Annotated in this window: 22 protein-coding genes; 20 read left to right on the forward strand and 2 right to left on the reverse strand. The window is 61.2% G+C overall.

The window, feature by feature from the left end; translation table 11 throughout:
- Positions 1–24: 24 nt before the first annotated feature.
- The 11 genes from KW838_RS14370 to KW838_RS14420 all read left to right on the forward strand — a co-directional run bounded on the left by KW838_RS14370 (position 25) and on the right by KW838_RS14420 (position 9161).
- Positions 25–660, forward strand: coding sequence for a MotA/TolQ/ExbB proton channel family protein (locus tag KW838_RS14370; protein ID WP_015096396.1), 636 nt, complete (start codon positions 25–27; stop codon positions 658–660).
- Entirely contained in the window at positions 657–1085 is a 429-nt protein-coding gene (locus tag KW838_RS14375; RefSeq protein ID WP_046037486.1) for a biopolymer transporter ExbD, read from the forward strand. The genes KW838_RS14370 and KW838_RS14375 overlap by 4 nt, the downstream gene beginning before the upstream one ends.
- Positions 1085–2095, forward strand: a complete 1011-nt coding sequence (lpxK, locus tag KW838_RS14380; RefSeq protein WP_218501401.1) for a tetraacyldisaccharide 4'-kinase — start codon at positions 1085–1087, stop codon at positions 2093–2095. Before KW838_RS14375 ends, lpxK begins: the two co-directional genes overlap by 1 nt.
- Before the next feature lie 24 nt (positions 2096–2119).
- Positions 2120–2305: a Trm112 family protein gene (locus KW838_RS14385; RefSeq protein ID WP_003179363.1), complete on the forward strand. Its 186-nt coding sequence runs from the start codon at positions 2120–2122 to the stop codon at positions 2303–2305.
- On the forward strand, positions 2302–3066 hold the full coding sequence (gene kdsB / locus KW838_RS14390) for a 3-deoxy-manno-octulosonate cytidylyltransferase (protein ID WP_218501402.1): 765 nt from the start codon (positions 2302–2304) through the stop codon (positions 3064–3066). The genes KW838_RS14385 and kdsB overlap by 4 nt, the downstream gene beginning before the upstream one ends.
- A complete protein-coding gene (locus KW838_RS14395) occupies positions 3066–3530 on the forward strand; it encodes a low molecular weight protein-tyrosine-phosphatase (RefSeq protein ID WP_056727231.1) in 465 nt (154 codons plus the stop codon). Before kdsB ends, KW838_RS14395 begins: the two co-directional genes overlap by 1 nt.
- Positions 3527–4546: a UDP-N-acetylmuramate dehydrogenase gene (gene murB / locus KW838_RS14400; RefSeq protein WP_218501403.1), complete on the forward strand. Its 1020-nt coding sequence runs from the start codon at positions 3527–3529 to the stop codon at positions 4544–4546. Before KW838_RS14395 ends, murB begins: the two co-directional genes overlap by 4 nt.
- A gap of 241 nt (positions 4547–4787) precedes the next feature.
- Positions 4788–5258, forward strand: coding sequence for a (2Fe-2S)-binding protein (locus KW838_RS14405; protein WP_102700907.1), 471 nt, complete (start codon positions 4788–4790; stop codon positions 5256–5258).
- Complete coding sequence (locus KW838_RS14410) at positions 5255–7585, forward strand: xanthine dehydrogenase family protein molybdopterin-binding subunit (RefSeq protein ID WP_218501404.1); 2331 nt, start codon at positions 5255–5257, stop codon at positions 7583–7585. The genes KW838_RS14405 and KW838_RS14410 overlap by 4 nt, the downstream gene beginning before the upstream one ends.
- Positions 7585–8568, forward strand: coding sequence for an XdhC family protein (locus tag KW838_RS14415; protein ID WP_218501405.1), 984 nt, complete (start codon positions 7585–7587; stop codon positions 8566–8568). The genes KW838_RS14410 and KW838_RS14415 overlap by 1 nt, the downstream gene beginning before the upstream one ends.
- Positions 8565–9161, forward strand: a complete 597-nt coding sequence (locus KW838_RS14420; protein WP_218501406.1) for a nucleotidyltransferase family protein — start codon at positions 8565–8567, stop codon at positions 9159–9161. Before KW838_RS14415 ends, KW838_RS14420 begins: the two co-directional genes overlap by 4 nt.
- 174 nt (positions 9162–9335) lie before the next feature.
- On the opposite strand, the gene rne is transcribed toward KW838_RS14420, so the two are convergent.
- Positions 9336–12536 (reverse strand): ribonuclease E, encoded by a 3201-nt coding sequence (gene rne / locus KW838_RS14425; RefSeq protein WP_218501407.1) that lies wholly within the window; start codon positions 12534–12536, stop codon positions 9336–9338.
- Between the two features lie 702 nt (positions 12537–13238).
- Between rne and rluC the strand changes: the two genes are divergently transcribed.
- Genes rluC through KW838_RS14440 form a run of 3 tightly spaced genes read left to right on the forward strand, consistent with a single transcriptional unit; the run spans position 13239 to position 15864 of the window.
- Positions 13239–14201, forward strand: a complete 963-nt coding sequence (gene rluC, locus KW838_RS14430; protein ID WP_095963753.1) for a 23S rRNA pseudouridine(955/2504/2580) synthase RluC — start codon at positions 13239–13241, stop codon at positions 14199–14201.
- Complete coding sequence (locus KW838_RS14435) at positions 14188–14850, forward strand: HAD-IA family hydrolase (RefSeq protein ID WP_218501408.1); 663 nt, start codon at positions 14188–14190, stop codon at positions 14848–14850. Before rluC ends, KW838_RS14435 begins: the two co-directional genes overlap by 14 nt.
- Before the next feature lie 24 nt (positions 14851–14874).
- Positions 14875–15864 carry a S49 family peptidase gene (locus KW838_RS14440; protein WP_102700900.1) on the forward strand — a complete coding sequence of 330 codons (990 nt, stop codon included), beginning with the start codon at positions 14875–14877 and terminating at the stop codon, positions 15862–15864.
- A gap of 88 nt (positions 15865–15952) precedes the next feature.
- Here the strand turns inward: KW838_RS14440 and KW838_RS14445 are convergent, their stop codons facing one another.
- Positions 15953–16531: a nucleoside triphosphate pyrophosphatase gene (locus tag KW838_RS14445; RefSeq protein ID WP_218501409.1), complete on the reverse strand. Its 579-nt coding sequence runs from the start codon at positions 16529–16531 to the stop codon at positions 15953–15955.
- A gap of 105 nt (positions 16532–16636) precedes the next feature.
- Between KW838_RS14445 and KW838_RS14450 the strand changes: the two genes are divergently transcribed.
- From KW838_RS14450 to acpP, 6 genes are all read left to right on the forward strand, one after another.
- Complete coding sequence (locus tag KW838_RS14450; RefSeq protein ID WP_007942001.1) at positions 16637–17164, forward strand: YceD family protein; 528 nt, start codon at positions 16637–16639, stop codon at positions 17162–17164.
- A 13-nt stretch (positions 17165–17177) separates the two neighbouring features.
- Positions 17178–17360, forward strand: a complete 183-nt coding sequence (rpmF, locus tag KW838_RS14455) for a 50S ribosomal protein L32 (RefSeq protein ID WP_003179396.1) — start codon at positions 17178–17180, stop codon at positions 17358–17360.
- A 4-nt stretch (positions 17361–17364) separates the two neighbouring features.
- Positions 17365–18375, forward strand: a complete 1011-nt coding sequence (plsX, locus tag KW838_RS14460) for a phosphate acyltransferase PlsX (RefSeq protein WP_102700898.1) — start codon at positions 17365–17367, stop codon at positions 18373–18375.
- Between the two features lie 125 nt (positions 18376–18500).
- Positions 18501–19439 carry an ACP S-malonyltransferase gene (gene fabD / locus KW838_RS14465; protein ID WP_007977053.1) on the forward strand — a complete coding sequence of 313 codons (939 nt, stop codon included), beginning with the start codon at positions 18501–18503 and terminating at the stop codon, positions 19437–19439.
- Between the two features lie 16 nt (positions 19440–19455).
- Complete coding sequence (fabG, locus tag KW838_RS14470) at positions 19456–20196, forward strand: 3-oxoacyl-ACP reductase FabG (protein WP_102700897.1); 741 nt, start codon at positions 19456–19458, stop codon at positions 20194–20196.
- Between the two features lie 196 nt (positions 20197–20392).
- Positions 20393–20629 (forward strand): acyl carrier protein, encoded by a 237-nt coding sequence (gene acpP, locus KW838_RS14475; protein WP_003175607.1) that lies wholly within the window; start codon positions 20393–20395, stop codon positions 20627–20629.
- Positions 20630–20732 lie beyond the last annotated feature (103 nt).

Below are 20732 nucleotides of genomic sequence, written 5' to 3' on the forward strand. Positions count from 1 at the left end.
CACTTTTTCGAGGGGGCTGTCACTGTGTGGGAATTGGTCAAATCCGGCGGCTGGATGATGCTGCCGATCATTTTGAGCTCCATCGCGGCCATGGCGATCGTTGCCGAGCGTCTGTGGACCCTGCGGGCCAGCCGCGTGACCCCGGAGCACTTGCTCGGGCAGGTCTGGGTCTGGATCAAGGACAAACAGCTCAATAAAGAAAAACTCAAGGAACTGCGCGCCAACTCCCCGTTGGGCGAAATCCTGGCGGCCGGCCTGGCCAACTCCAAGCATGGTCGCGAGATCATGAAGGAGTGTATCGAAGAGGCCGCACAACGGGTCATCCATGAGCTCGAGCGCTACGTCGCCGCCCTCGGCACCATCGCCGCCATGGCGCCGTTGCTGGGCCTGCTGGGTACGGTGCTGGGCATGATCGATATTTTCAGTGCGTTCACAGGCTCAGGCATGACCACCAACGCTTCGGTATTGGCCGGTGGTATTTCCAAGGCCCTGATCACCACCGCCGCGGGCCTGATGGTGGGTATCCCTGCAGTGTTTTTCCACCGTTTCCTGCAACGCCGGATCGATGAGCTGGTGGTGGGCATGGAGCAGGAAGCGATCAAGCTGGTCGAAGTGGTACAGGGCGATCGCGACGTGGACCTGACCGGGAGCAAAGCGTGAAATTCCGCCGCAAACCACGGGAAACGGTGGACATCAACCTCGCATCGCTGATCGACGTGGTGTTCATCCTGTTGCTGTTTTTTGTCGTGACCACCACCTTCACCCGTGAAACCCAGTTGCGCGTCGATCTGCCGGAAGCCGTCAGCGGTACGCCGGCCGACGATCAGAGCAAGCCGCTGGACATCGCCATCAGCGCCGACGGCGTGTTTTCGGTGAACAACCAGATCCTGCCGAAAAGCGACCTGGCCTCGCTGATGGACGCGCTGCAAAAAGAAGCCAACGGCGACACCAACCGGCCGCTGTCCATCAGTGCTGACGGCAAGACTCAGCATCAGTCCGTAGTGACGGCCATGGATGCCGCCGGCAAACTCGGCTTCAGTCACTTGCGCATGACCACCATCGAGGCGGCGCCCCCGGCGCCCTGATGGCCATGTCCGATCGATTGCTCGCCGCGTGGTACGCAGGTCATCCGGCCCTGAAACTGTTGCAGCCACTGGAATGGCTGTACCGGCGCGTGGTCATGAACAAGCGCAAGCGCTTTCTGGCGGGTGAGGGCGAGATCTACCAGCCGCCGGTGCCGCTGATCGTGGTCGGCAATATCACCGTGGGAGGCACCGGCAAGACGCCGCTGATCCTATGGATGATCGAGCACTGCCAGCGCAGCGGCCTGCGGGTCGGCGTGGTCAGCCGCGGCTACGGCGCCAAACCGCCGCAGTCGCCGTGGCGGGTCGAGGCCGAGCAGAGCGCCGACGTTGCCGGTGACGAGCCGCTGCTGATCGTCCAGCGCACGGGCGTGCCGCTGATGATCGACCCCAATCGCAGCAACGCCGTCAGAGCCTTGCTGGCCAGTGAACCGCTGGACCTGATCCTGTCCGACGACGGCATGCAGCACTACCGCCTGGCCCGCGACCTCGAACTGGTGCTGATCGACGCTGCCCGCGGCCTGGGCAACCGCCGTTGCCTGCCCGCCGGGCCATTGCGTGAGCCGGTCGAGCGCCTGCAAAGCGTCGACGCGGTCCTCTACAACGGTGCCGCATCCGACCGCGACGATGGTTTTGCCTTTCAATTGCAACCCACCGCGCTGGTCAATCTGCGCAGTGGCGAACGCCGTCCCCTCGATCATTTTCCTGCTGGTCAGGCCCTGCACGCGGTGGCCGGTATCGGCAATCCGCAACGTTTCTTCAAGACCCTCGAAACGCTACACTGGCGGCCTGTTCCACATGCGTTTGCCGACCACGCCGAATACAGCGTGCAGGCGTTGAATTTCACACCGTCATTGCCGTTGGTGATGACGGAAAAAGACGCGGTGAAATGCCGTGCCTTTGCCGCCGCCGATTGGTGGTACCTGGCGGTCGATGCCGTGCCGTCGCCGGCCTTCGTGGCCTGGTTCGACACACAGTTGATGCGCCTGCTGCCGGATCGTTTGTTGCCTTAACTCCGTTTTTTCCAGGGAATGCTCATGGACACCAAATTGCTCGACATCCTCGCTTGCCCGGTCTGCAAAGGCCCGCTCAAGCTCAGCGCCGACAAGACCGAGCTGATCAGCAAGGGCGCCGGCCTGGCCTACCCGATTCGCGATGGCATCCCGGTGATGCTCGAGTCGGAAGCGCGCACCCTGACCACCGATGAGCGTCTGGATAAATGACCACAGCCTTTACCGTCGTCATTCCATCGCGTTATGCCTCCACCCGCCTGCCAGGCAAACCGCTGCTGCTGATCGCCGGCAAGCCGATGATCCAGCACGTCTGGGAACAGGCGCGCAAAAGCAGCGCCGGGCGGGTGGTGGTTGCCACTGACGACGCGCGCATCGTCGAGGCCTGCAATGGCTTCGGTGCCGAAGTGGTGCTGACCCGTGAGGATCACAATTCCGGTACCGATCGCCTGGCCGAAGTCGCGATGAAGCTGGGCCTGGCGCCCGATGCCATCGTCGTCAACGTCCAGGGCGACGAGCCGCTGATCCCGCCGAGCGTGATCGATCAGGTGGCCGCCAATCTGGCGGCCCACGCTGAAGCGCGCATGGCCACCCTGGCCGAGCCGATCGAAGACGCGGACACCCTGTTCAATCCCAACGTGGTCAAGGTCGTCAGCGACCTCAATGGCCTGGCGCTGACGTTCAGTCGCTCCACCTTGCCCTGGGCGCGGGATGCGTTTGCCGTGAACCCTGGGCAGTTGCCGGAAGGTGTGCCGTATCGCCGCCATATCGGCATCTATGCCTACCGCGCCGGTTTCCTGCAGGATTTCGTCAACTGGGGTCCATGCTGGCTGGAAAACACCGAGTGCCTGGAACAGCTGCGAGCCCTGTGGCACGGCGTGCGGATCCACGTGGCCGACGCATTGATCGCGCCGCCAGCCGGCGTCGATACCGCGGAAGACCTTGAGCGCGTTCGTCGCCTGCTGGAGGCGTGATGCGCGTTTTGTTCGTGTGCCTGGGCAACATCTGCCGTTCTCCCACGGCCGAAGGCGTGCTGCGGCACAAACTGCGCGAAGCGGGGCTGGCCGATCAGGTTGAGGTCGCGTCTGCCGGCACCGGTGACTGGCATGTCGGCAAGGCGCCGGACAAGCGCAGTCAGGCCGCGGCGAAGCTGCGCGGTTACGACTTGTCGGCCCAGCGCGCCCGGCAAGTCAGCCGCGCCGATTTCGCCACCTACGACCTGATCCTCGCGATGGACAACAGCAACCTGCGCAACCTCAAGGCCTTGCAGCCCGCCAAGGGCAAGGCCGAGCTGGATCTGTTCCTGCGCCGTTACCAGTCGCCGGTCGATGAAGTGCCGGACCCGTACTACGACGGCGAGCAAGGCTTCGAGCAGGTGTTGGACTTGATCGAGCGCGCCAGTGATTTGCTGGTGATTGAATTGAAGGGACGGTTATGAGTTTGCAGGTTCGATCGCAGGTTTCGCTCAAGCCGTTCAACAGCTTTGGCGTGGATGTCCAGGCCCGGCTGTTTGCCGAGGCCCATAGCGACGCCGATGTGCGGGAAGCCCTGGCCTACGGGCTGGAGCACAAAGTCCCGGTACTGGTGATCGGCGGTGGTAGCAATCTGCTGCTGACGGCGGATATCGATTCACTGGTGCTGCGCATGGCCACTCGCGGGATTCGCGTGCTGAGCGATGACGGTAGCAAAGTGGTGATCGAGGCCGAGGCGGGGGAGCCCTGGCATCCCTTTGTGCAACACACCCTGGCGCTTGGGTTGTCCGGCCTGGAAAACCTCAGCCTGATTCCCGGCACCGTGGGTGCTGCACCGATGCAGAACATCGGCGCCTACGGGGTCGAGATCAAGGACGTGTTCGCCGGCCTGACCGCCCTCGATCGCCAGACCGGCGAACTGCGCGACTTCAGCCTGGGGGAGTGCAACTTTGCTTACCGCGACAGCCTGTTCAAGCAGGAACCGGGGCGCTGGTTGATCCTGCGTGTGCGTTTCGCCCTCGACCGTGCCGCGCATTTGCATCTGGAGTACGGCCCGGTGCGTCAGCGCTTGACCGAACAGGGTATCGACCATCCGACCGCCAGCGATGTCAGCCGGGCCATTTGCAGCATCCGCAACGAGAAACTCCCGGACCCGGCCGTACTCGGCAATGCCGGCAGTTTCTTCAAGAACCCTTTGGTGTCAGCGGCGCTGGCTGCACGGCTCAAGGGCGAATACCCGGACCTGGTGGCCTATGCGCAACCTGACGGGCAGATGAAACTGGCCGCTGGCTGGTTGATCGAGCGGGCGGGCTGGAAAGGTTTTCGCGATGCCGACGCAGGTGTTCACAAGCTGCAGGCGCTGGTGCTGGTCAACTATGGCGGCGCAACGGGCCTGCAATTGCTGAACCTGGCGCAGCGCATCCAGAAAGACATTGCAGAACGATTCCATGTCGACCTGGAAATGGAACCGAACCGGTATTGAGCTAAGCTTTCAGGACAGATCAAAAAGCCCTGCACAATGTTTATTGTGCAGGGCTTTTTTGTTAATGCTCGGTTAACTTAGTCAGCTAACGATGCACTCTCTTGCTCCACCAAAGGCCCGGTGCAGACCGTTTGTGTCTGCATAAGAGAGCCGATTAGCCTGAGTCGATCTGCGTGCGACCCACCGAGATCCAGCGGCAGATTGCTCGACCCCATCACTCAAGATCCGTGCGGGCGTGCCCATGATTACCCTGAAGCTCAATGGTCAAGATCATCAACTCGACGTCACCGAGGACATGCCGCTGCTCTGGGCGATCCGCGACGTGGCCGGTTACAACGGCACCAAATTCGGCTGCGGCATGGGCCTGTGCGGGGCCTGCACCATTCATATCGAAGGGGCTCCGGCACGCAGTTGCATCACGCCCATCGGTTCCGTCGTCGGTCAGAATGTCAGCACCATCGACAACCTGCACGCCGACCCGATCGGCAAAGTCGTCCAGCAAGCCTGGCTCGACACGGCGGTCGCCCAATGCGGTTTCTGCCAGGGTGGGCAAATCATGTCGGCGACGGCGCTGCTCAAGACCACCCCTAACCCCAGCGACGAGCAGATTGAAGAAGCGATGGTCGGCAACATCTGCCGCTGCGGCACCTACAACCGCATCAAGACCGCCATTCGCCAGGCCTCCACTCACCTGAAGGAGGCCAAGGCATGAGCCGGTTACCGAATGATTTCACCCTGAGCAATCTGAGCCAGCTCAGTCGCCGTGGCTTTCTCAAAGGCGTGGGCGCCACCAGTGCGCTGGTATTGGCGGCGAGCTGGGGCTGGCAAGACGCCTTTGCCGAAGAAAAAGACAAGAAGTTCGGTGCCGACGGCATGCCCCACGGCTGGGTCGACGATCCGAAAGTCTATGTGAGCATCGCCGCCGATGGCACGGTAACCGTGATCTGCAACCGCTCGGAAATGGGGCAGGGCGTGCGTACCAGCCTGACCATGGTGGTGGCTGATGAGCTGGAAGCCGATTGGGCGCGGGTCAAAGTACAACAGGCCCCGGGCGACGAAGCCCGCTTCGGCAACCAGGACACCGATGGCTCACGCAGCATGCGCCACTGGTACGAACCGATGCGTCGATGCGGGGCTGCTGCACGTGCCATGCTGGAGCAGGCCGCTGCTGACCAGTGGAAAGTGTCGGTCGGCGAGTGCCATGCGCAACTGCATAAAGTCATCCATAAACCCTCGGGCCGCGAACTGGATTATGGTGCGCTCGCCGCCGCTGCCAGCGCTTTGGCCGTACCGGCGCGTGACAGCCTGAGGCTCAAGCAGCCTTCGGAATTCCGTTACATCGGCAAGGAAGGCACCAAGGCCATCGATGGTGAGGACATCGTCAATGGCCGTGCGGTATACGGAGCCGACGTGCATTTCGACGGCATGCTGTACGCGACCATTGCCCGGCCTGCGGTGTATGGCGGCAAAGTCAAAAGTTTCGATGGCAGCGCGGCGATGAAAGTCCCCGGCGTGGTCAAGGTGCTGCAGATCGAAAGCCGTCCGTTGCCTTCGGAATTCCAGCCCCTGGGTGGCATCGCCGTGGTGGCGAGCAATACCTGGGCGGCGATCAAGGGCCGCGAGGCGCTGAAAATCGAGTGGGATGACGGTCCCAACGCCAGCTACGACTCGATCGCCTATCGCAAGGAACTCGAAGCGGCTTCGCTCAAGCCTGGCAAGGTGGTGCGCAATACCGGCAACATAGACGAAGCCATGAGCAGCGCCGACAGTACGCTGGAAGCCTCTTACTACTTGCCGCATTTGTCACAGTCGCCGATGGAACCGATGGTCGCCATTGCGCGGTTCAAGGACGGTGCGTGCGAGGCCTGGGGCCCAAGCCAGGCGCCACAGGTCACCCGGGAACGGATCGGTGAACGCCTGGGGCTGCCATTCGAAAAGGTCACGTTCAACGTGACCTTGCTGGGCGGTGGATTCGGGCGCAAGTCCAAGCCTGACTTCATCCTCGAGGCCGCCGTCCTCGCCAAGGAATTCCCCGGCAAAGCGGTGCGGGTGCAATGGACCCGCGAAGACGACATTCATTGTTCCTACTTCCACACCGTATCGGCGGAATACCTCAAGGCCAGCCTGAACAAGGACGGCCTGCCGTCCGGCTGGTTGCACCGTACGGTCGCGCCGAGCATCACGGCGTTGTTTGCGCCGGGTATGAACCATGAGGCGGCGTTCGAACTGGGCATGGGCTTCACCAACATGGCCTATGCGATCCCCAACATTCGCCTGGAAAACCCCGAGGCCACGGTGCATACCCGCGTCGGCTGGTATCGCTCGGTGTCGAACATTCCCCATGGCTTCGCGATCCAGAGTTTTATCGATGAGCTGGCGCACAAGGCCGGGGAAGATCCTCTGAAGTACCAGATCAGATTGCTCGGCCCGGACCGTCAGATCGATCCGCGCACCTTGAGCGAAGAGTGGAACTACGGTGAATCCCCCGAGCGCTATCCGATCGACACCGCGCGCCTGCGCACGGTACTGGAGACCGCCGCCAAAGCCGCCGGATGGGGGCGCGAGCTGCCCAAGGGCCGCGGCCTAGGCCTGGCGGTGCATTACAGCTTCGTGACCTATGTGGCGGCGGTGATCGAGGTGGAGGTTAAAGACGACGGCACGCTGGTGGTGCACAAGGCCGACATCGCCGTCGATTGCGGACCGCAGATCAATCCCGAGCGGATTCGCGCGCAGTTCGAGGGCGCCTGCGTCATGGGCCTGGGTAATGCGGTGCTCGGGGAAATCAGCTTCAAGGACGGCAAGGTCCAGCAGGATAACTTCCATATGTACGAAGTGGCGCGCATGTCCCTGGCACCGAAAGAAGTGGCTGTGCATCTGGTGACGCCACCGGGTGATGTGCCATTGGGCGGAGTCGGTGAACCGGGCGTGCCACCGATTGCGCCGGCCCTGTGCAATGCGATCTTTGCAGCCACCGGCAAACGCATCCGCAACCTGCCGGTTCGTTATCAGTTGTCGGGCTGGCAGCAGGCCGGAGCCTGATGGACAGCGCCGACCTGAACGTCCTGCGCAGTGTGCTGCAATGGCAGCGCGCCGGTCAGCGGGTGGTGTTGTACAGCGTGGTCGAGACCTGGGGCACGGCGCCCCGGGCACCCGGCGCCATGCTGGCCCTGCGTGAAGACGGCGTGGTGATTGGTTCGGTCTCGGGCGGGTGTGTCGAGGATGACTTGATCGCCCGGCTGCACGACGGCCGTCTCGCACTGGACGGGCCGCCGGTGCAGCTGATCACGTACGGTGTGACCCGCGAGGAAGCCGCACGTTTCGGCTTGCCCTGCGGCGGCACCTTGCGCTTGACCGAGGAGCGCATCGACGATGGGGATTGGGTCGAGCAACTGCTGTCCCGATGCGAGGCCCATGAAATCGTTGCCCGTGAACTGAACCTGGCCACCGGCGAAGTGCTTCTGCGGCCGGCCACTAAAGCTGACGTCTTGACGTTCGACGGTCTGACCTTGCGGGCGATCTATGGGCCGCGTTGGCGCTTGCTGTTGATCGGCGCGGGGCAGCTGTCGCGCTATGTCGCGGAAATGGCTCGTTTGCTGGATTTCGAAGTGCTGATTTGCGATCCACGCAGCGAGTTCGTCTATGGCTGGGAAGAGCAGCACGGACGATTCGTCTCGGGCATGCCGGATGAGGCAGTATTGAATATCCAGACCGATGAACGCACGGCCATCGTGGCCTTGACCCATGATCCGCGCCTGGACGACATGGCGCTGCTAACGGCCCTGGATTCCAAAGCCTTTTACGTTGGAGCGCTGGGATCGCGGGTCAACAGCCAGAAGCGCCGGGAGAACCTGGCTCAACTGGGATTGTCGCAAGCAGCGATTGACCGTTTGCATGGTCCGATCGGCTTGCACATCGGCAGTCATAATCCAGCGGAAATTGCCTTGTCGCTCATGGCGGAAATCGTGGCGGTCAAAAATGGCGTCGAACTGAAACAGAAGAAAGTCTGGCGGGAGAAGGTATGAGCGAGTCCATTGGCGTCGTCGTACTGGCGGCGGGGCAGGGCAGTCGGTTTCGCCAGGTGGCGGGTACTGAAAAGGATAAGTTGGTGGCCGATTGCACCGGGCGTGACGGCGTGGTGCGGTCCGTCATCGAGCACACATTGGTCAACCTGCCGGCGACGCTGGGCAAACGCGTATTGGTCACCACTGCTGACCGCCCGCAAGTGATTCGCATGGCTCAGGCCTATGGCTGCGAGATTGTGCTGATCGAATCGACCGGCATGGGCGACAGCATTGCCGCCGGGGTCGCCGCCTGCAAACAACTCGATGGCTGGCTGATGGTATTGGGGGATATGCCGTTCATCCTGCCGTCCAGTATCGAGCAAGTGGTGGCGGGTATTGGCAATGACAGCATCAGTGTGCCGGTACAGGGTGGTAAGTATGGGCATCCGGTCGGGTTTGGGCGGGACTTCGCAGCGGGGTTGATGGCGCTATCGGGGGATCGTGGCGCGAAACCGCTGTTTGCCCAGGGACGGGTGCTTGAGGTGGCCGTGGATGATCCAGGTGTGTTGTGGGATGTGGATGTGCCTGAGGCACTAACCTTCAGGCCAGCATAGGTCCTTGTGGGAGCGAGCTTGCTCGCGATAGCGGTGGATCAGCTAGCACCAATGTTGAATATCATTCCGCTATCGCGAGCAAGCTCGCTCCCACAGGGGATTGGGGGATATTCAGGGATATAAAAAAAGCCCCGCCTGGGTTCACCAGGCGGGGCTTTTTAGTGGCCGATGGAATCAGGCGAGAGGTTTGGTCTCGTGCTCTTTTTCCAGGGCTTGCTCGTGTTGCTCTACCGCTTCCTGAACGGAACGCGGCGCTTCGTGGATCACCGACTCGGCCGGCTCGGCAACCACTTCGGCGGCCGGGGCAGGCGCTGCCTCAACCGCTTCAGCCGGAGCCGCAGCGGCAGCCAGCTCAGCTTCCTTCTGCAGACGCTCGGCTTCACGCTTGCGACGACGCACTTCACGCGGGTCGTTAGGCGCACGGCCACTTGGCGTCAGGGCGCTGACAGGCGCGGCTTCGACGACCGGCGCAGGCGCTTGGGCAACGACCTCAGCTTCAACGACAGGCGCTTCAACCACCGCTGCTGGAGCCGGTTCCGCGGCGGCAACCACCGGCTCGGAAACCATGGCTTCGGCCACTTGGGTCTCGGCAGCAGGCGCTGGTGTTTCAGCGACGGCTGGCTCGGCCACCCAGTTGAACGCCGTTTGCTCTTCACGCACTTCGCGAACGGTTTCAGTCACGGTCTCGACGACAGCTTCTGCAGCTACGGCAGGAGCTTCAACCACTGGAGCCGGCTCGACAGCCGCTTCAACGGCTGGCTGTGCTTCAGGTGCCGGCGCCACTTCGATTTCCGGCGAGGCGGTGACTTCGACCGGTGTGGTCGCTTCAACGGCTGGCGCTTCAACCTGAGCCGCTTCCAGGGTCGCGGCAGTGGCGCGTTCGGCTTGCACATTGGCTTCAGCTTCGGCTGGAGCGCTGATCACGCTGCTGGCAACGGCTGCGGTGACAGCCAGGCCGGCGGCCAGATCGGCAGTGCTTGGCGCTTCGGCGTTTTCGCCGGACTCGGACTCTTCCGAACCTTCGATCACGTTGCCGTTGGCGTCACGCTGACGCTCGCGACGGTTGCTGCGACGACGCTGGCCACGGGAACGGCGGCGTGGACGATCGCCTTCGGCGTTTTCCTGACCCTCTTCCTGCAGTTGCTCTTCGTTGGTGGTCAGTTCTTCTTCGGCAGCGGCGGCGGCAGCTTGTTCGGCACGAGGCTGACGCTCTTCACGCGGTGGGCGTGGAGCACGCTCTTCACGTGGCTGGCGAGCCGGACGCTCTTCTGCGGTAGCAGCGGCGGCCGGAGCAGCCGGAGCGGCATCCAGAGGCTCGCGCAATTCACGCACGCGCTCTTCACGCTCGCCACGTGGCTTGCGATCTTCACGCGGAGCGCGCGGTGCACGTTCTTCACGAGGCGCGCGTGGTGCGCGTTCTTCGCGAGCTACTGCCGGCGTTTCTTCACGGCTCTCGCGAGGCTCGCGCACTTCGCGTGGCTGACGCTCTTCACGCGGAGCGCGCTCTTCACGCGGTGCACGTTCTTCGCGAGGCTTGCGCTCTTCATCGCGGCGACCGTTACGGTTGCGGCTCTGCTGGCGACCGTTGCGACGCTCTTCGTTGCGGGCCGGACGCTCGGCGGCTGGCTTTTCAACCACAACCGGTGCGACAGGCTCTTCCTTGGTGGCGAACAGGCTCACCAGCGACTTCACCAGGCCTTTGAACAGGCTTGGCTCAGGCACGACGGCCGGAGCCGGGGCCGGAGCGGCAACTTCGGTCGGAACCGGAGCGTTGGCGCGGGCCGGCGCGGTCTTGACCGCGGCTTCCTGGCGAACCAGGGTGCGGGTCGCAGCGGCTGGCTGGACTTCTTCGACTTCGGCAGCGGCAGCGGCGATTTCGTAGCTGGACTGGTTGGTCGCCGCTTCCGGGCTGTCATCACGCAGGCGTTGCACTTCGAAGTGCGGCGTCTCGAGGTGATCGTTCGGCAGGATGACGATGCGGGCGCGGGTGCGCAGTTCGATCTTGGTGATCGAGTTGCGTTTTTCGTTGAGCAGGAACGCAGCCACCGGGATCGGCACTTGTGCACGAACTTCGGCGGTACGGTCTTTCAGGGCTTCTTCTTCGATCAGGCGCAGGATCGCCAGGGACAGCGATTCAACGTCACGGATGATGCCGGTGCCGTTGCAACGCGGGCAGACGATGCCGCTGCTTTCGCCCAGGGATGGACGCAGGCGCTGACGGGACATTTCCAGCAGGCCGAAGCGCGAGATGCGACCGACTTGCACGCGAGCGCGGTCGGCTTCCAGGCATTCGCGGACTTTCTCTTCCACGGCGCGCTGGTTCTTGGCAGGGGTCATGTCGATGAAGTCGATGACGATCAGGCCGCCGATGTCGCGCAGGCGCAACTGACGGGCGATTTCTTCGGCCGCTTCAAGGTTGGTCTGCAGCGCGGTTTCTTCGATGTCGCTGCCTTTGGTGGCGCGCGCCGAGTTGATGTCGATGGACACCAGGGCTTCGGTCGGATCGATCACGATGGAACCGCCGGAAGGCAGTTCGACGACGCGCTGGAAAGCGGTTTCGATCTGGCTTTCGATCTGGAAGCGGTTGAACAGCGGAACGCTGTCTTCGTAGAGCTTGATCTTGCTGGCGTACTGCGGCATCACCTGGCGGATGAAGGTCAGGGCTTCGTCCTGGGCTTCAACGCTGTCGATCAGCACTTCGCCGATGTCCTGGCGCAGGTAGTCGCGGATCGCGCGGATGATCACGTTACTTTCCTGGTAGATCAGGAACGGCGCGGCGCGGTCCAGCGAGGCTTCCTTGATGGCGGTCCACAGTTGCAGCAGGTAGTCGAGGTCCCACTGCATTTCTTCGCTGCTGCGGCCAAGGCCGGCAGTGCGCACGATCAGGCCCATGTCGGCCGGGGCAACCAGGCCGTTCAGGGCTTCACGCAGTTCGTTGCGCTCTTCGCCTTCGATGCGACGGGAGATACCGCCGGCACGCGGGTTGTTCGGCATCAGCACCAGGTAACGACCGGCCAGGCTGATGAAGGTGGTCAGGGCGGCGCCCTTGTTGCCACGTTCTTCTTTTTCGACCTGAACGATGACTTCCTGGCCTTCGCTCAGGACGTCCTTGATGTTGACGCGACCTTCCGGGGCTTTCTTGAAGTATTCGCGGGAGATTTCTTTGAGGGGCAGGAAGCCGTGGCGCTCAGAGCCGAAATCGACAAAGGCAGCCTCGAGGCTTGGTTCGATGCGAGTAATCCGGCCTTTATAGATGTTGGCCTTCTTCTGCTCGCGTGCACCGGATTCGATGTCCAGGTCGTAGAGGCGCTGGCCATCTACCAGTGCAACACGCAACTCTTCGGGTTGAGTTGCGTTAATCAGCATTCTTTTCATGTAGTACCGTCGGTTTCCGGGCTGCCGGAAACGGCGTTCGGCACACACGACTTCTCACGGTCGGTGTCAGGTGCGTCGGGAGTGGTTGGCCATTTCCCGTGTCCAGCGAAGTCCGGCCAATGTGGGCCTTCATCGCGACGTACGCGTCCTGCTTGCTGTGGCTACTTAAGCACTCAGTCAGGAGGAGGAATCAACCAGCGGCTGTGGACGAGATGAAGCGTCTTGAGAAAGCCTGTTGCTACACAGTCCGGCGGTTGTGCATCTCCACCCTACACGTATCCCTGATAATTCGGGTGCTGCCGCGCGCAGAATCCGCAGCGGGTTGGCATTTACCGTGAGCTCCGAAAGGGGAGGTCACGCATCATGGCTAATTTAGGCGTTGTTTCCGATGCCTTCGCTCGGGGTCATTCGCAGCTGACTGCACTTTGTGAACTGGCCGTGAATATGGCTCGCAAAACGAGTGGAAAACTCTGCTTTGTGGCGTGATTCAGGCCTCATGTCACCTGCGCTCGTTACACCTGCAAACTCCACCGTTACGTAGCGAAAGCCCCGTAGGACGGCCTCGCGTCCTGGTGAATTGCGTTGGTCAGGGCCGGTTTTTGACCGTTGGTCCGCTGTCCAGGCCGCTTTTGGCGGCGTTCGCGACTATAGCAGCAATGATTAAGTGCTTCAATTCCATAAAAAATTGTTATCATCTGCGGCATGACGACGACTACCCCCCCGACTCCAGGCGTACAACTGCTTGAGGTCTCGCCGGAATATGCCGGCCAGCGTATTGATAATTTCCTTCTCGCCCGACTCAAAGGCGTGCCCAAGACCTTGATTTACCGCATTTTGCGCAAGGGCGAAGTGCGCGTGAACAAAGGTCGGATCAAGCCCGAGTACAAGCTGCAGGCGGGCGATATCGTGCGCGTGCCGCCGGTTCGCGTGCCTGAGCGCGACGAACCGGTGCCACTGGCACAAGGCCTGCTGCAGCGGCTCGAAGCCTCGATTGTCTTCGAAGACAAGGCCCTGATCGTGATCAACAAGCCCGCCGGCATTGCGGTTCACGGCGGTAGCGGCCTGACGTTCGGGGTGATCGAAGCCTTTCGTCAGTTGCGCCCCGATTGCAAGGAGCTCGAACTGGTTCACCGTCTCGACCGTGACACGTCCGGCCTGTTGATGATCGCCAAGAAGCGCAGCATGTTGCGCCACTTGCACACTGCGTTGCGCGGTGATGGCGTCGACAAGCGCTACATGGCGCTGGTCCGCGGCAACTGGGCGAGCTCGATCAAGCAGGTCCGTGCGTCGCTGGGCAAGAGCAATCTGCGCTCCGGCGAGCGCATGGTCGAGGTCGACGAGGAGGAGGGCAAGGAGTCCGTGACCGTGTTCAAGGTCCTGCGCCGCTTCGGCGACTTTGCCACCCTGATCGAAGCCAAGCCGATTACCGGCCGCACTCACCAGATCCGCGTGCATACCTTGCACGCCGGGCACTGCATCGCTGGCGACACCAAGTACGGCGAAGAAGGTTTCAGCAAGGAAATCCGCGATCTGGGCGGCAAGCGCCTGTTCCTGCATGCCTACATGCTGACCGTGCCGTTGCCGGATGGCGGCGAGCTGAAGTTGCAGGCGCCGGTCGACGAGATGTGGGCCAAGACTGTGGAGCGATTGAGTGCGCCCATCTGATTACAAGCTGCTGATCTTCGATTGGGACGGCACGCTGGCCGATTCCATTGGCCGGATTGTCGAGGCGATGCATGTTGCCTCCCGGCGCTCCGGTTTTGAACAGCGCGACGATTTTGCCGTCAAGGGCATCATCGGCCTGGGCTTGCCGGAAGCGATCCGCACCCTGTATCCCGAAATCGGCGACGCAGAGTTGATCGGGTTCCGCGAGCACTATGCTGAACATTACATTGCGTCGGAGGCCGTGCCTTCGCCGTTGTTCGAGGGCGTGGTCGAGTCGCTCGAGGCATTTCGTGCCGAGGGTTATCATCTGGCTGTGGCGACCGGCAAGGCCCGTCGCGGGCTGGATCGGGTGTTGAAGGCCCATGGCTGGGAGGATTACTTCGATATCACCCGTGCCGCCGACGAGACCGCCAGCAAGCCCCATCCGCTGATGCTCGAGCAGATCCTCGCGCATTGCGAAGTGCGCCCGGAGCAGGCATTGATGGTCGGTGATTCGTCCTTTGATTTGCAGATGGCGCGCAACGCCGGCATGGAGTCGGTGGCGGTAAGCTATGGCGCTCAATCGATCGATGTGTTGAAGCTTTATGAGCCGCGACTGGCCATCGACCGTTTTTCAGAATTGCACGCCTGGCTGAGTCAGCAGGCTTAACCGGTTGTTTTTTGGGTGGATGGCATGACCGACGAATGGAAGGCGCCCGCCAAGGCGAGCGCAGAGAGCGGTGACGACAAGAGCTGGAAGCTGCTGGAGAAGACGCTGCTGGCCAGCGTGCAGGAGCAGCGTCGCTCCCGTCGCTGGGGCATATTCTTCAAGTTGCTGACCTTTGTGTATCTTTTCGGCGTTATTGCACTGTTTTCGCCGCTGATGGATATGGAAAAGGCCGCTACCCTTAGTGCCAATTACACGGCGTTGATCGATGTGACAGGCGTGATTGCCGACAAGGAGCCGGCCAGCGCAGACAATATCGTTGGCAGCCTGCGTGCGGCTTTCGAGGACAAAAAGGTCAAGGGTGTCATCCTGCGCATCAACAGCCCGGGCGGTAGTCCGGTGCAGTCGGGTTATGTCTATGACGAGATCCGTCGCCTGCGCGGCCTGCATCCGGACACCAAGCTGTATGCGGTCATTTCCGACCTGGGGGCTTCCGGTGCTTACTACATCGCCAGCGCGGCGGATCAGATCTACGCCGACAAGGCGAGCCTGGTCGGCTCCATCGGTGTGACGGCAGCCGGTTACGGCTTTGTCGGCACCATGGAGAAGCTGGGCGTCGAGCGTCGCACCTACACCTCGGGCGAGCACAAGTCGTTCCTCGATCCGTTCCAGCCGCAGAAGCCGGAAGAAACCGCTTTCTGGCAGGGTGTGCTCGATACGACCCACAAGCAGTTCATCAACAGCGTCAAGCAAGGGCGGGGCGATCGCCTGAAGGACAAGGAGCATCCGGAGTTGTTCTCCGGTCTGGTCTGGTCTGGCGAGCAGGCGCTGCCGCTGGGGTTGATCGATGGACTGGGCAATGCCAGTTCGGTTGCGCGGGATGTGATCGGCGAGAAAGAGTTGGTGGACTTTACCGTTCAGGAGTCGCCATTCGATCGCTTCTCGAAAAAGCTCGGTGCCAGCGTGGCTGAGCATTTGGCGATGTGGATGGGGTTTAACGGTCCGTCGTTGCGTTAAGCCGGCTTTAAGGTCAAAAGATCGCAGCCTTCGGCAGCTCCTACAGGTGATCTCTGTAGGAGCTGCCGAAGGCTGCGATCTTTTGCTTTCAGGGTATTTGCACCCCTTCGACCAACAACATATCGATCAAGCGAATCAGCGGCAGACCAATCAGGCTGGTCGCATCAGGCCCCTCGGTGCTGCGAAACAGGCTGACCCCCAGGCCTTCTGCCTTGAAGCTGCCTGCGCAATCGTAGGGCTGCTCGGCGTGCAGGTAGCGCTCGATGCGGGTGGCGTCGAGTGAGCGCATGTGTACGGTGAACGGCACGCAATCGACCTGGCAGTGCCCTGTCCGGCTGTTGAGCAAGGCCAGGCCGGTCAGGAATGTCACGCTGGCGCCGCTGGCGGCCAGCAGTTGTTCGCGGGCTTTTTCGAAGGTGTGGGGCTTGCCGATTATCCGTTCTCCGAGCACGGCGACCTGGTCAGAGCCGATTATCAGATGAGCGGCATGGCTGGCGGCCAGGGCGCGCGCTTTCTCTTCGGCGAGGCGCTTGACCAGTGCGATGGCGGATTCGCCGGGGCGATGGCTTTCGTCGATATCCGGCGAACTGCAGGTGAATGGCAGTTGCAGACGGGCCAGCAATTCCCGGCGATAGACCGAGCCGGAAGCGAGTAATAAAGGCAGCATGCGCATCTCCATAAGGCAGGTGCGAATTCTAGCGAGGCTTCCAAGTGACGGACAGGGCTGAATTTCCTTTGACATGGGCGGGTGCATCCCTATAATGCTGCGCCTATGTTGAATGACCCGATTCCACCTCACGTTGACCCGCGCAAATTGGCTGATCGTGGCACCACCCTTCAAGGTGAAATGCTGCTGGCCGATTTGGAGAGACTCTGCGACCCGCTTTCCGACAATGTCGGTACGGTGCAGGCTAAATTCGTTTTTGAACGAGATGAACGTAAATCTGTGGTCATCCACAGCTTTATCGACACTGAAGTCAAAATGGTTTGCCAGCGTTGTCTTGAGCTGGTCACCCTGCCGATCCATAGCGAATGCAGTTACGCTGTGGTGAAGGAGGGTGCGAATACCCAGTCGTTGCCGAAAGGTTATGACGTGCTGGAACTGGGCGAAGATCCATTGGATCTGCAGTCACTGATCGAGGAGGAGCTTCTGCTCGCCTTGCCCATTGTGCCTGCTCATCATCCGGAAGAATGCCAGCAGCCGGCGGGAGCAGATGAGCCCGAACCGAGCGAGGACGAGGTAACGCGGTCCAACCCGTTCAGTGTATTGGCGCAGTTAAAGCGTGACCCAAACGTTTAGGAGTTAATCAATTATGGCTGTTCAGCAGAACAAAAAATCCCGCTCTGCCCGTGACATGCGCCGTTCGCACGACGCTCTCGAGGCTAGCACCCTGTCTGTAGAAAAAACCACCGGTGAAGTTCACCTGCGTCACCACGTATCGCCAGAAGGCGTATACCGTGGCCGTAAAGTGATCGACAAGGGCGCTGACGAGTAATCACTTGTCCGCTCAAGTCATCGCGATTGACGCAATGGGCGGGGACTTCGGTCCCCGCAGCATTGTCCAGGCCAGTCTTGCTTGCCTGTCCGCTACACCCTCGCTGCACCTGACCCTCGTCGGTCAACCCTCCCTACTTGAAGAATTGATCGCTGGCCATTCGGCTGTGGATCGCGCGCGCCTGTCGATTGCTCCGGCGAGCGAAGTCATCGGCATGGACGAAAAACCCGCCCAGGCCTTGCGAGGCAAGCCCGACTCATCGATGCGCGTGGCCCTTGAGTTGCTGCGCGACGGTAAAGTCCAGGCCTGCGTCAGTGCCGGCAATACCGGTGCGCTGATGGCGTTGTCGCGCTTCGTGCTCAAGACCCTGCCGGGCATTGACCGTCCGGCCATGGTGGCGGCGATCCCGACACAAAAGGGCTACTGCCAATTGCTCGACCTGGGTGCCAACGTCGATTGCAGTGCCGAGCATCTGTTGCAGTTTGCGGTCATGGGCTCGGTGGCGGCGGAGACGCTGGGCATCAGCCGTCCACGGGTGGCATTGCTGAACATTGGCACCGAAGACATCAAGGGCAATCAGCAGGTCAAGCTGGCGGCGACTTTGTTGCAAGGCGCCCGGGGCATCAATTACATCGGCTTTATCGAGGGCGACGGTTTGTACCGTGGCGAAGCGGATGTGGTGGTGTGTGACGGTTTTGTCGGCAACATCCTGCTCAAATCCAGCGAAGGCCTGGCGACCATGATTGCCGGGCGCATCGAGGCCTTGTTCAAGAAGAGCCTGGCCTCACGTGCGGTCGGTGCACTGGCGCTGCCGTTGATGAAGCGCCTGCAGGCCGACCTGGCGCCTGCCCGGCATAACGGTGCGAGCTTTCTCGGCTTGCAGGGGATTGTGGTGAAGAGCCACGGCTCTGCCGGGGTCCAGGGTTTCCAGAGCGCCATTTCGCGCGCCATGATCGAGATTCAGGAGAATCTTCCCGAGCGCCTGCACGGTCGTCTGGAGGATTTGTTGCTTTAGGCGTTTTCGTCGGACAATGCTTAAATGTGACCGCTTGGTTCGATGGGCCATCCAACTGTCAGTTTCTTGCGTCCCCAAAGCGGGGCGCCATTTCTCCGACGACAAGATCATTAGGGGCTTGTTACATGTCTGCTTCCCTCGCATTCGTCTTCCCGGGACAGGGTTCGCAGTCCCTCGGCATGCTGGCCGAGTTGGGCGCACAACATCCGGTTGTCCTTGAAACATTCAAAGAAGCTTCCGATGCACTGGGTTACGACCTGTGGGCACTGACCCAACAAGGGCCGGAAGAGCAACTCAATCAAACCGATAAAACCCAACCGGCCATTCTGACCGCCTCGATCGCCCTGTGGCGTCTGTGGCTGGCCGAAGGTGGTGCGCGTCCGGCCTACGTCGCCGGGCACAGCCTGGGTGAATACAGCGCGCTGGTGGCAGCGGGCAGCCTGAGCCTGGGCGACGCGGTGAAACTCGTCGAGCGTCGTGGCCAACTGATGCAGGAAGCCGTTCCGGCCGGGCAGGGCGGCATGGCTGCCATCCTGGGTCTGGACGATGCCGACGTACTGGCAGCCTGTGCCGAAGCGGCGCAAGGCGAAGTGGTCAGCGCGGTCAATTTCAACTCGCCAGGCCAGGTGGTCATCGCCGGTGCCAAGGCTGCGGTCGAACGCGCCATCGAAGGCTGCAAGGCGCGTGGTGCCAAGCGCGCCATGCCACTGCCGGTCAGCGTGCCGTCCCACTGCGAGCTGATGCGTCCGGCTGCTGAGCGTTTCGCCGAATCGATCGCCGCGATCAATTGGCAGGCGCCACAGATTCCGGTGGTCCAGAACGTCAGCGCTGAAGTGCCGGCCGATCTGGAAACCCTCAAGCGTGATCTGCTCGAACAGCTGTACAAGCCCGTACGCTGGGTCGAATCCGTACAGGCGCTGGCTGCCAGGGGCGCGACCAATCTGGTCGAGTGCGGCCCGGGCAAAGTGCTGGCCGGCCTGAACAAGCGTTGCGCCGAAGGCGTATCGACATCCAACCTCAATACCCCAGATGCCTTCGCTGCCGCCCGTGCAGCGTTGGCCTGAATCAGGAGAAGCTTGCATGAGTCTGCAAGGTAAAGTTGCACTGGTCACCGGTGCAAGCCGTGGCATCGGCCAGGCTATCGCCCTGGAACTGGGTCGTCAGGGCGCCATCGTTGTAGGTACCGCGACTTCCGCGTCGGGTGCCGAGCGTATTGCCGCGACCCTGAAGGAAAACGGTATTCAAGGCACCGGCCTGGAACTCAATGTCACCAGTGACGAGTCCGTGGCGGCGGTCCTGGCGAGCATCCAGGAGCAGTTCGGTGCGCCGGCGATCCTGGTCAACAATGCCGGTATCACCCGCGATAACCTGATGATGCGCATGAAAGACGACGAGTGGCACGACGTTGTCGATACCAATCTGAACAGTCTGTTCCGCCTGTCCAAGGGCGTTTTGCGTGGCATGACCAAAGCCCGTTGGGGCCGAATTATCAGTATTGGTTCGGTTGTGGGTGCCATGGGCAACGCAGGCCAAGTAAACTACGCTGCCGCCAAGGCCGGTCTGGAAGGTTTCAGTCGTGCATTGGCGCGTGAAGTCGGTTCCCGTGCGATTACGGTAAACTCGGTGGCCCCAGGGTTCATCGATACCGATATGACCCGTGAACTGCCCGAGGCGCAGCGTGAAGCCTTGCAGTCGCAGATTCCGCTGGGTCGTCTGGGGCAGGCTCAAGAGATCGCGTCCGTGGTCGCTTTTCTTGCGTCGGACGGTGCGGCTTACGTTACCGGAGCTACAATCCCGGTGAACGGCGGGATGTACATGTAATTCAAATGTGACGGATTGCTTCAAAAAAATGTCATACGAGCTGTCTAAAATCCGTTATAAAGCTGCAATCTATTTATAGGCAGAGGGTCACCGGGTTCGAGGAGTGAAGCTTTCAGTTGAAAAGCTGAAAAGCCTTTCTATACACTTACCCACTGGCCAGCTGCCTGAATTTGTCCATTAGGAGTGAAAACAAGGTATGAGCACCATCGAAGAGCGCGTCAAGAAAATCGTTGCTGAGCAACTGGGCGTTAAAGAAGAAGAAGTGGTCAACACTGCTTCCTTCGTTGAAGACCTGGGTGCCGACTCCCTTGACACCGTTGAGCTGGTGATGGCTCTGGAAGAGGAATTCGAGACCGAAATCCCTGACGAAGAAGCCGAGAAGATCACTACTGTACAAGCTGCAATCGACTACGTTACTAGCCACCAGGCGTAATAGTTTGTAATCGTTGCTCGCTGTCATGGAAAAACCGCACTGCCATCATGGCGTGCGGTTTTTTCTTTAGGCCTGATGCAAAGTCGTCATTTGAAAAAAGGAG

Source organism: Pseudomonas sp. PDM27 (assembly GCF_019219205.1).
Classification (GTDB): Bacteria; Pseudomonadota; Gammaproteobacteria; order Pseudomonadales; family Pseudomonadaceae; genus Aquipseudomonas; species Aquipseudomonas laurylsulfatiphila.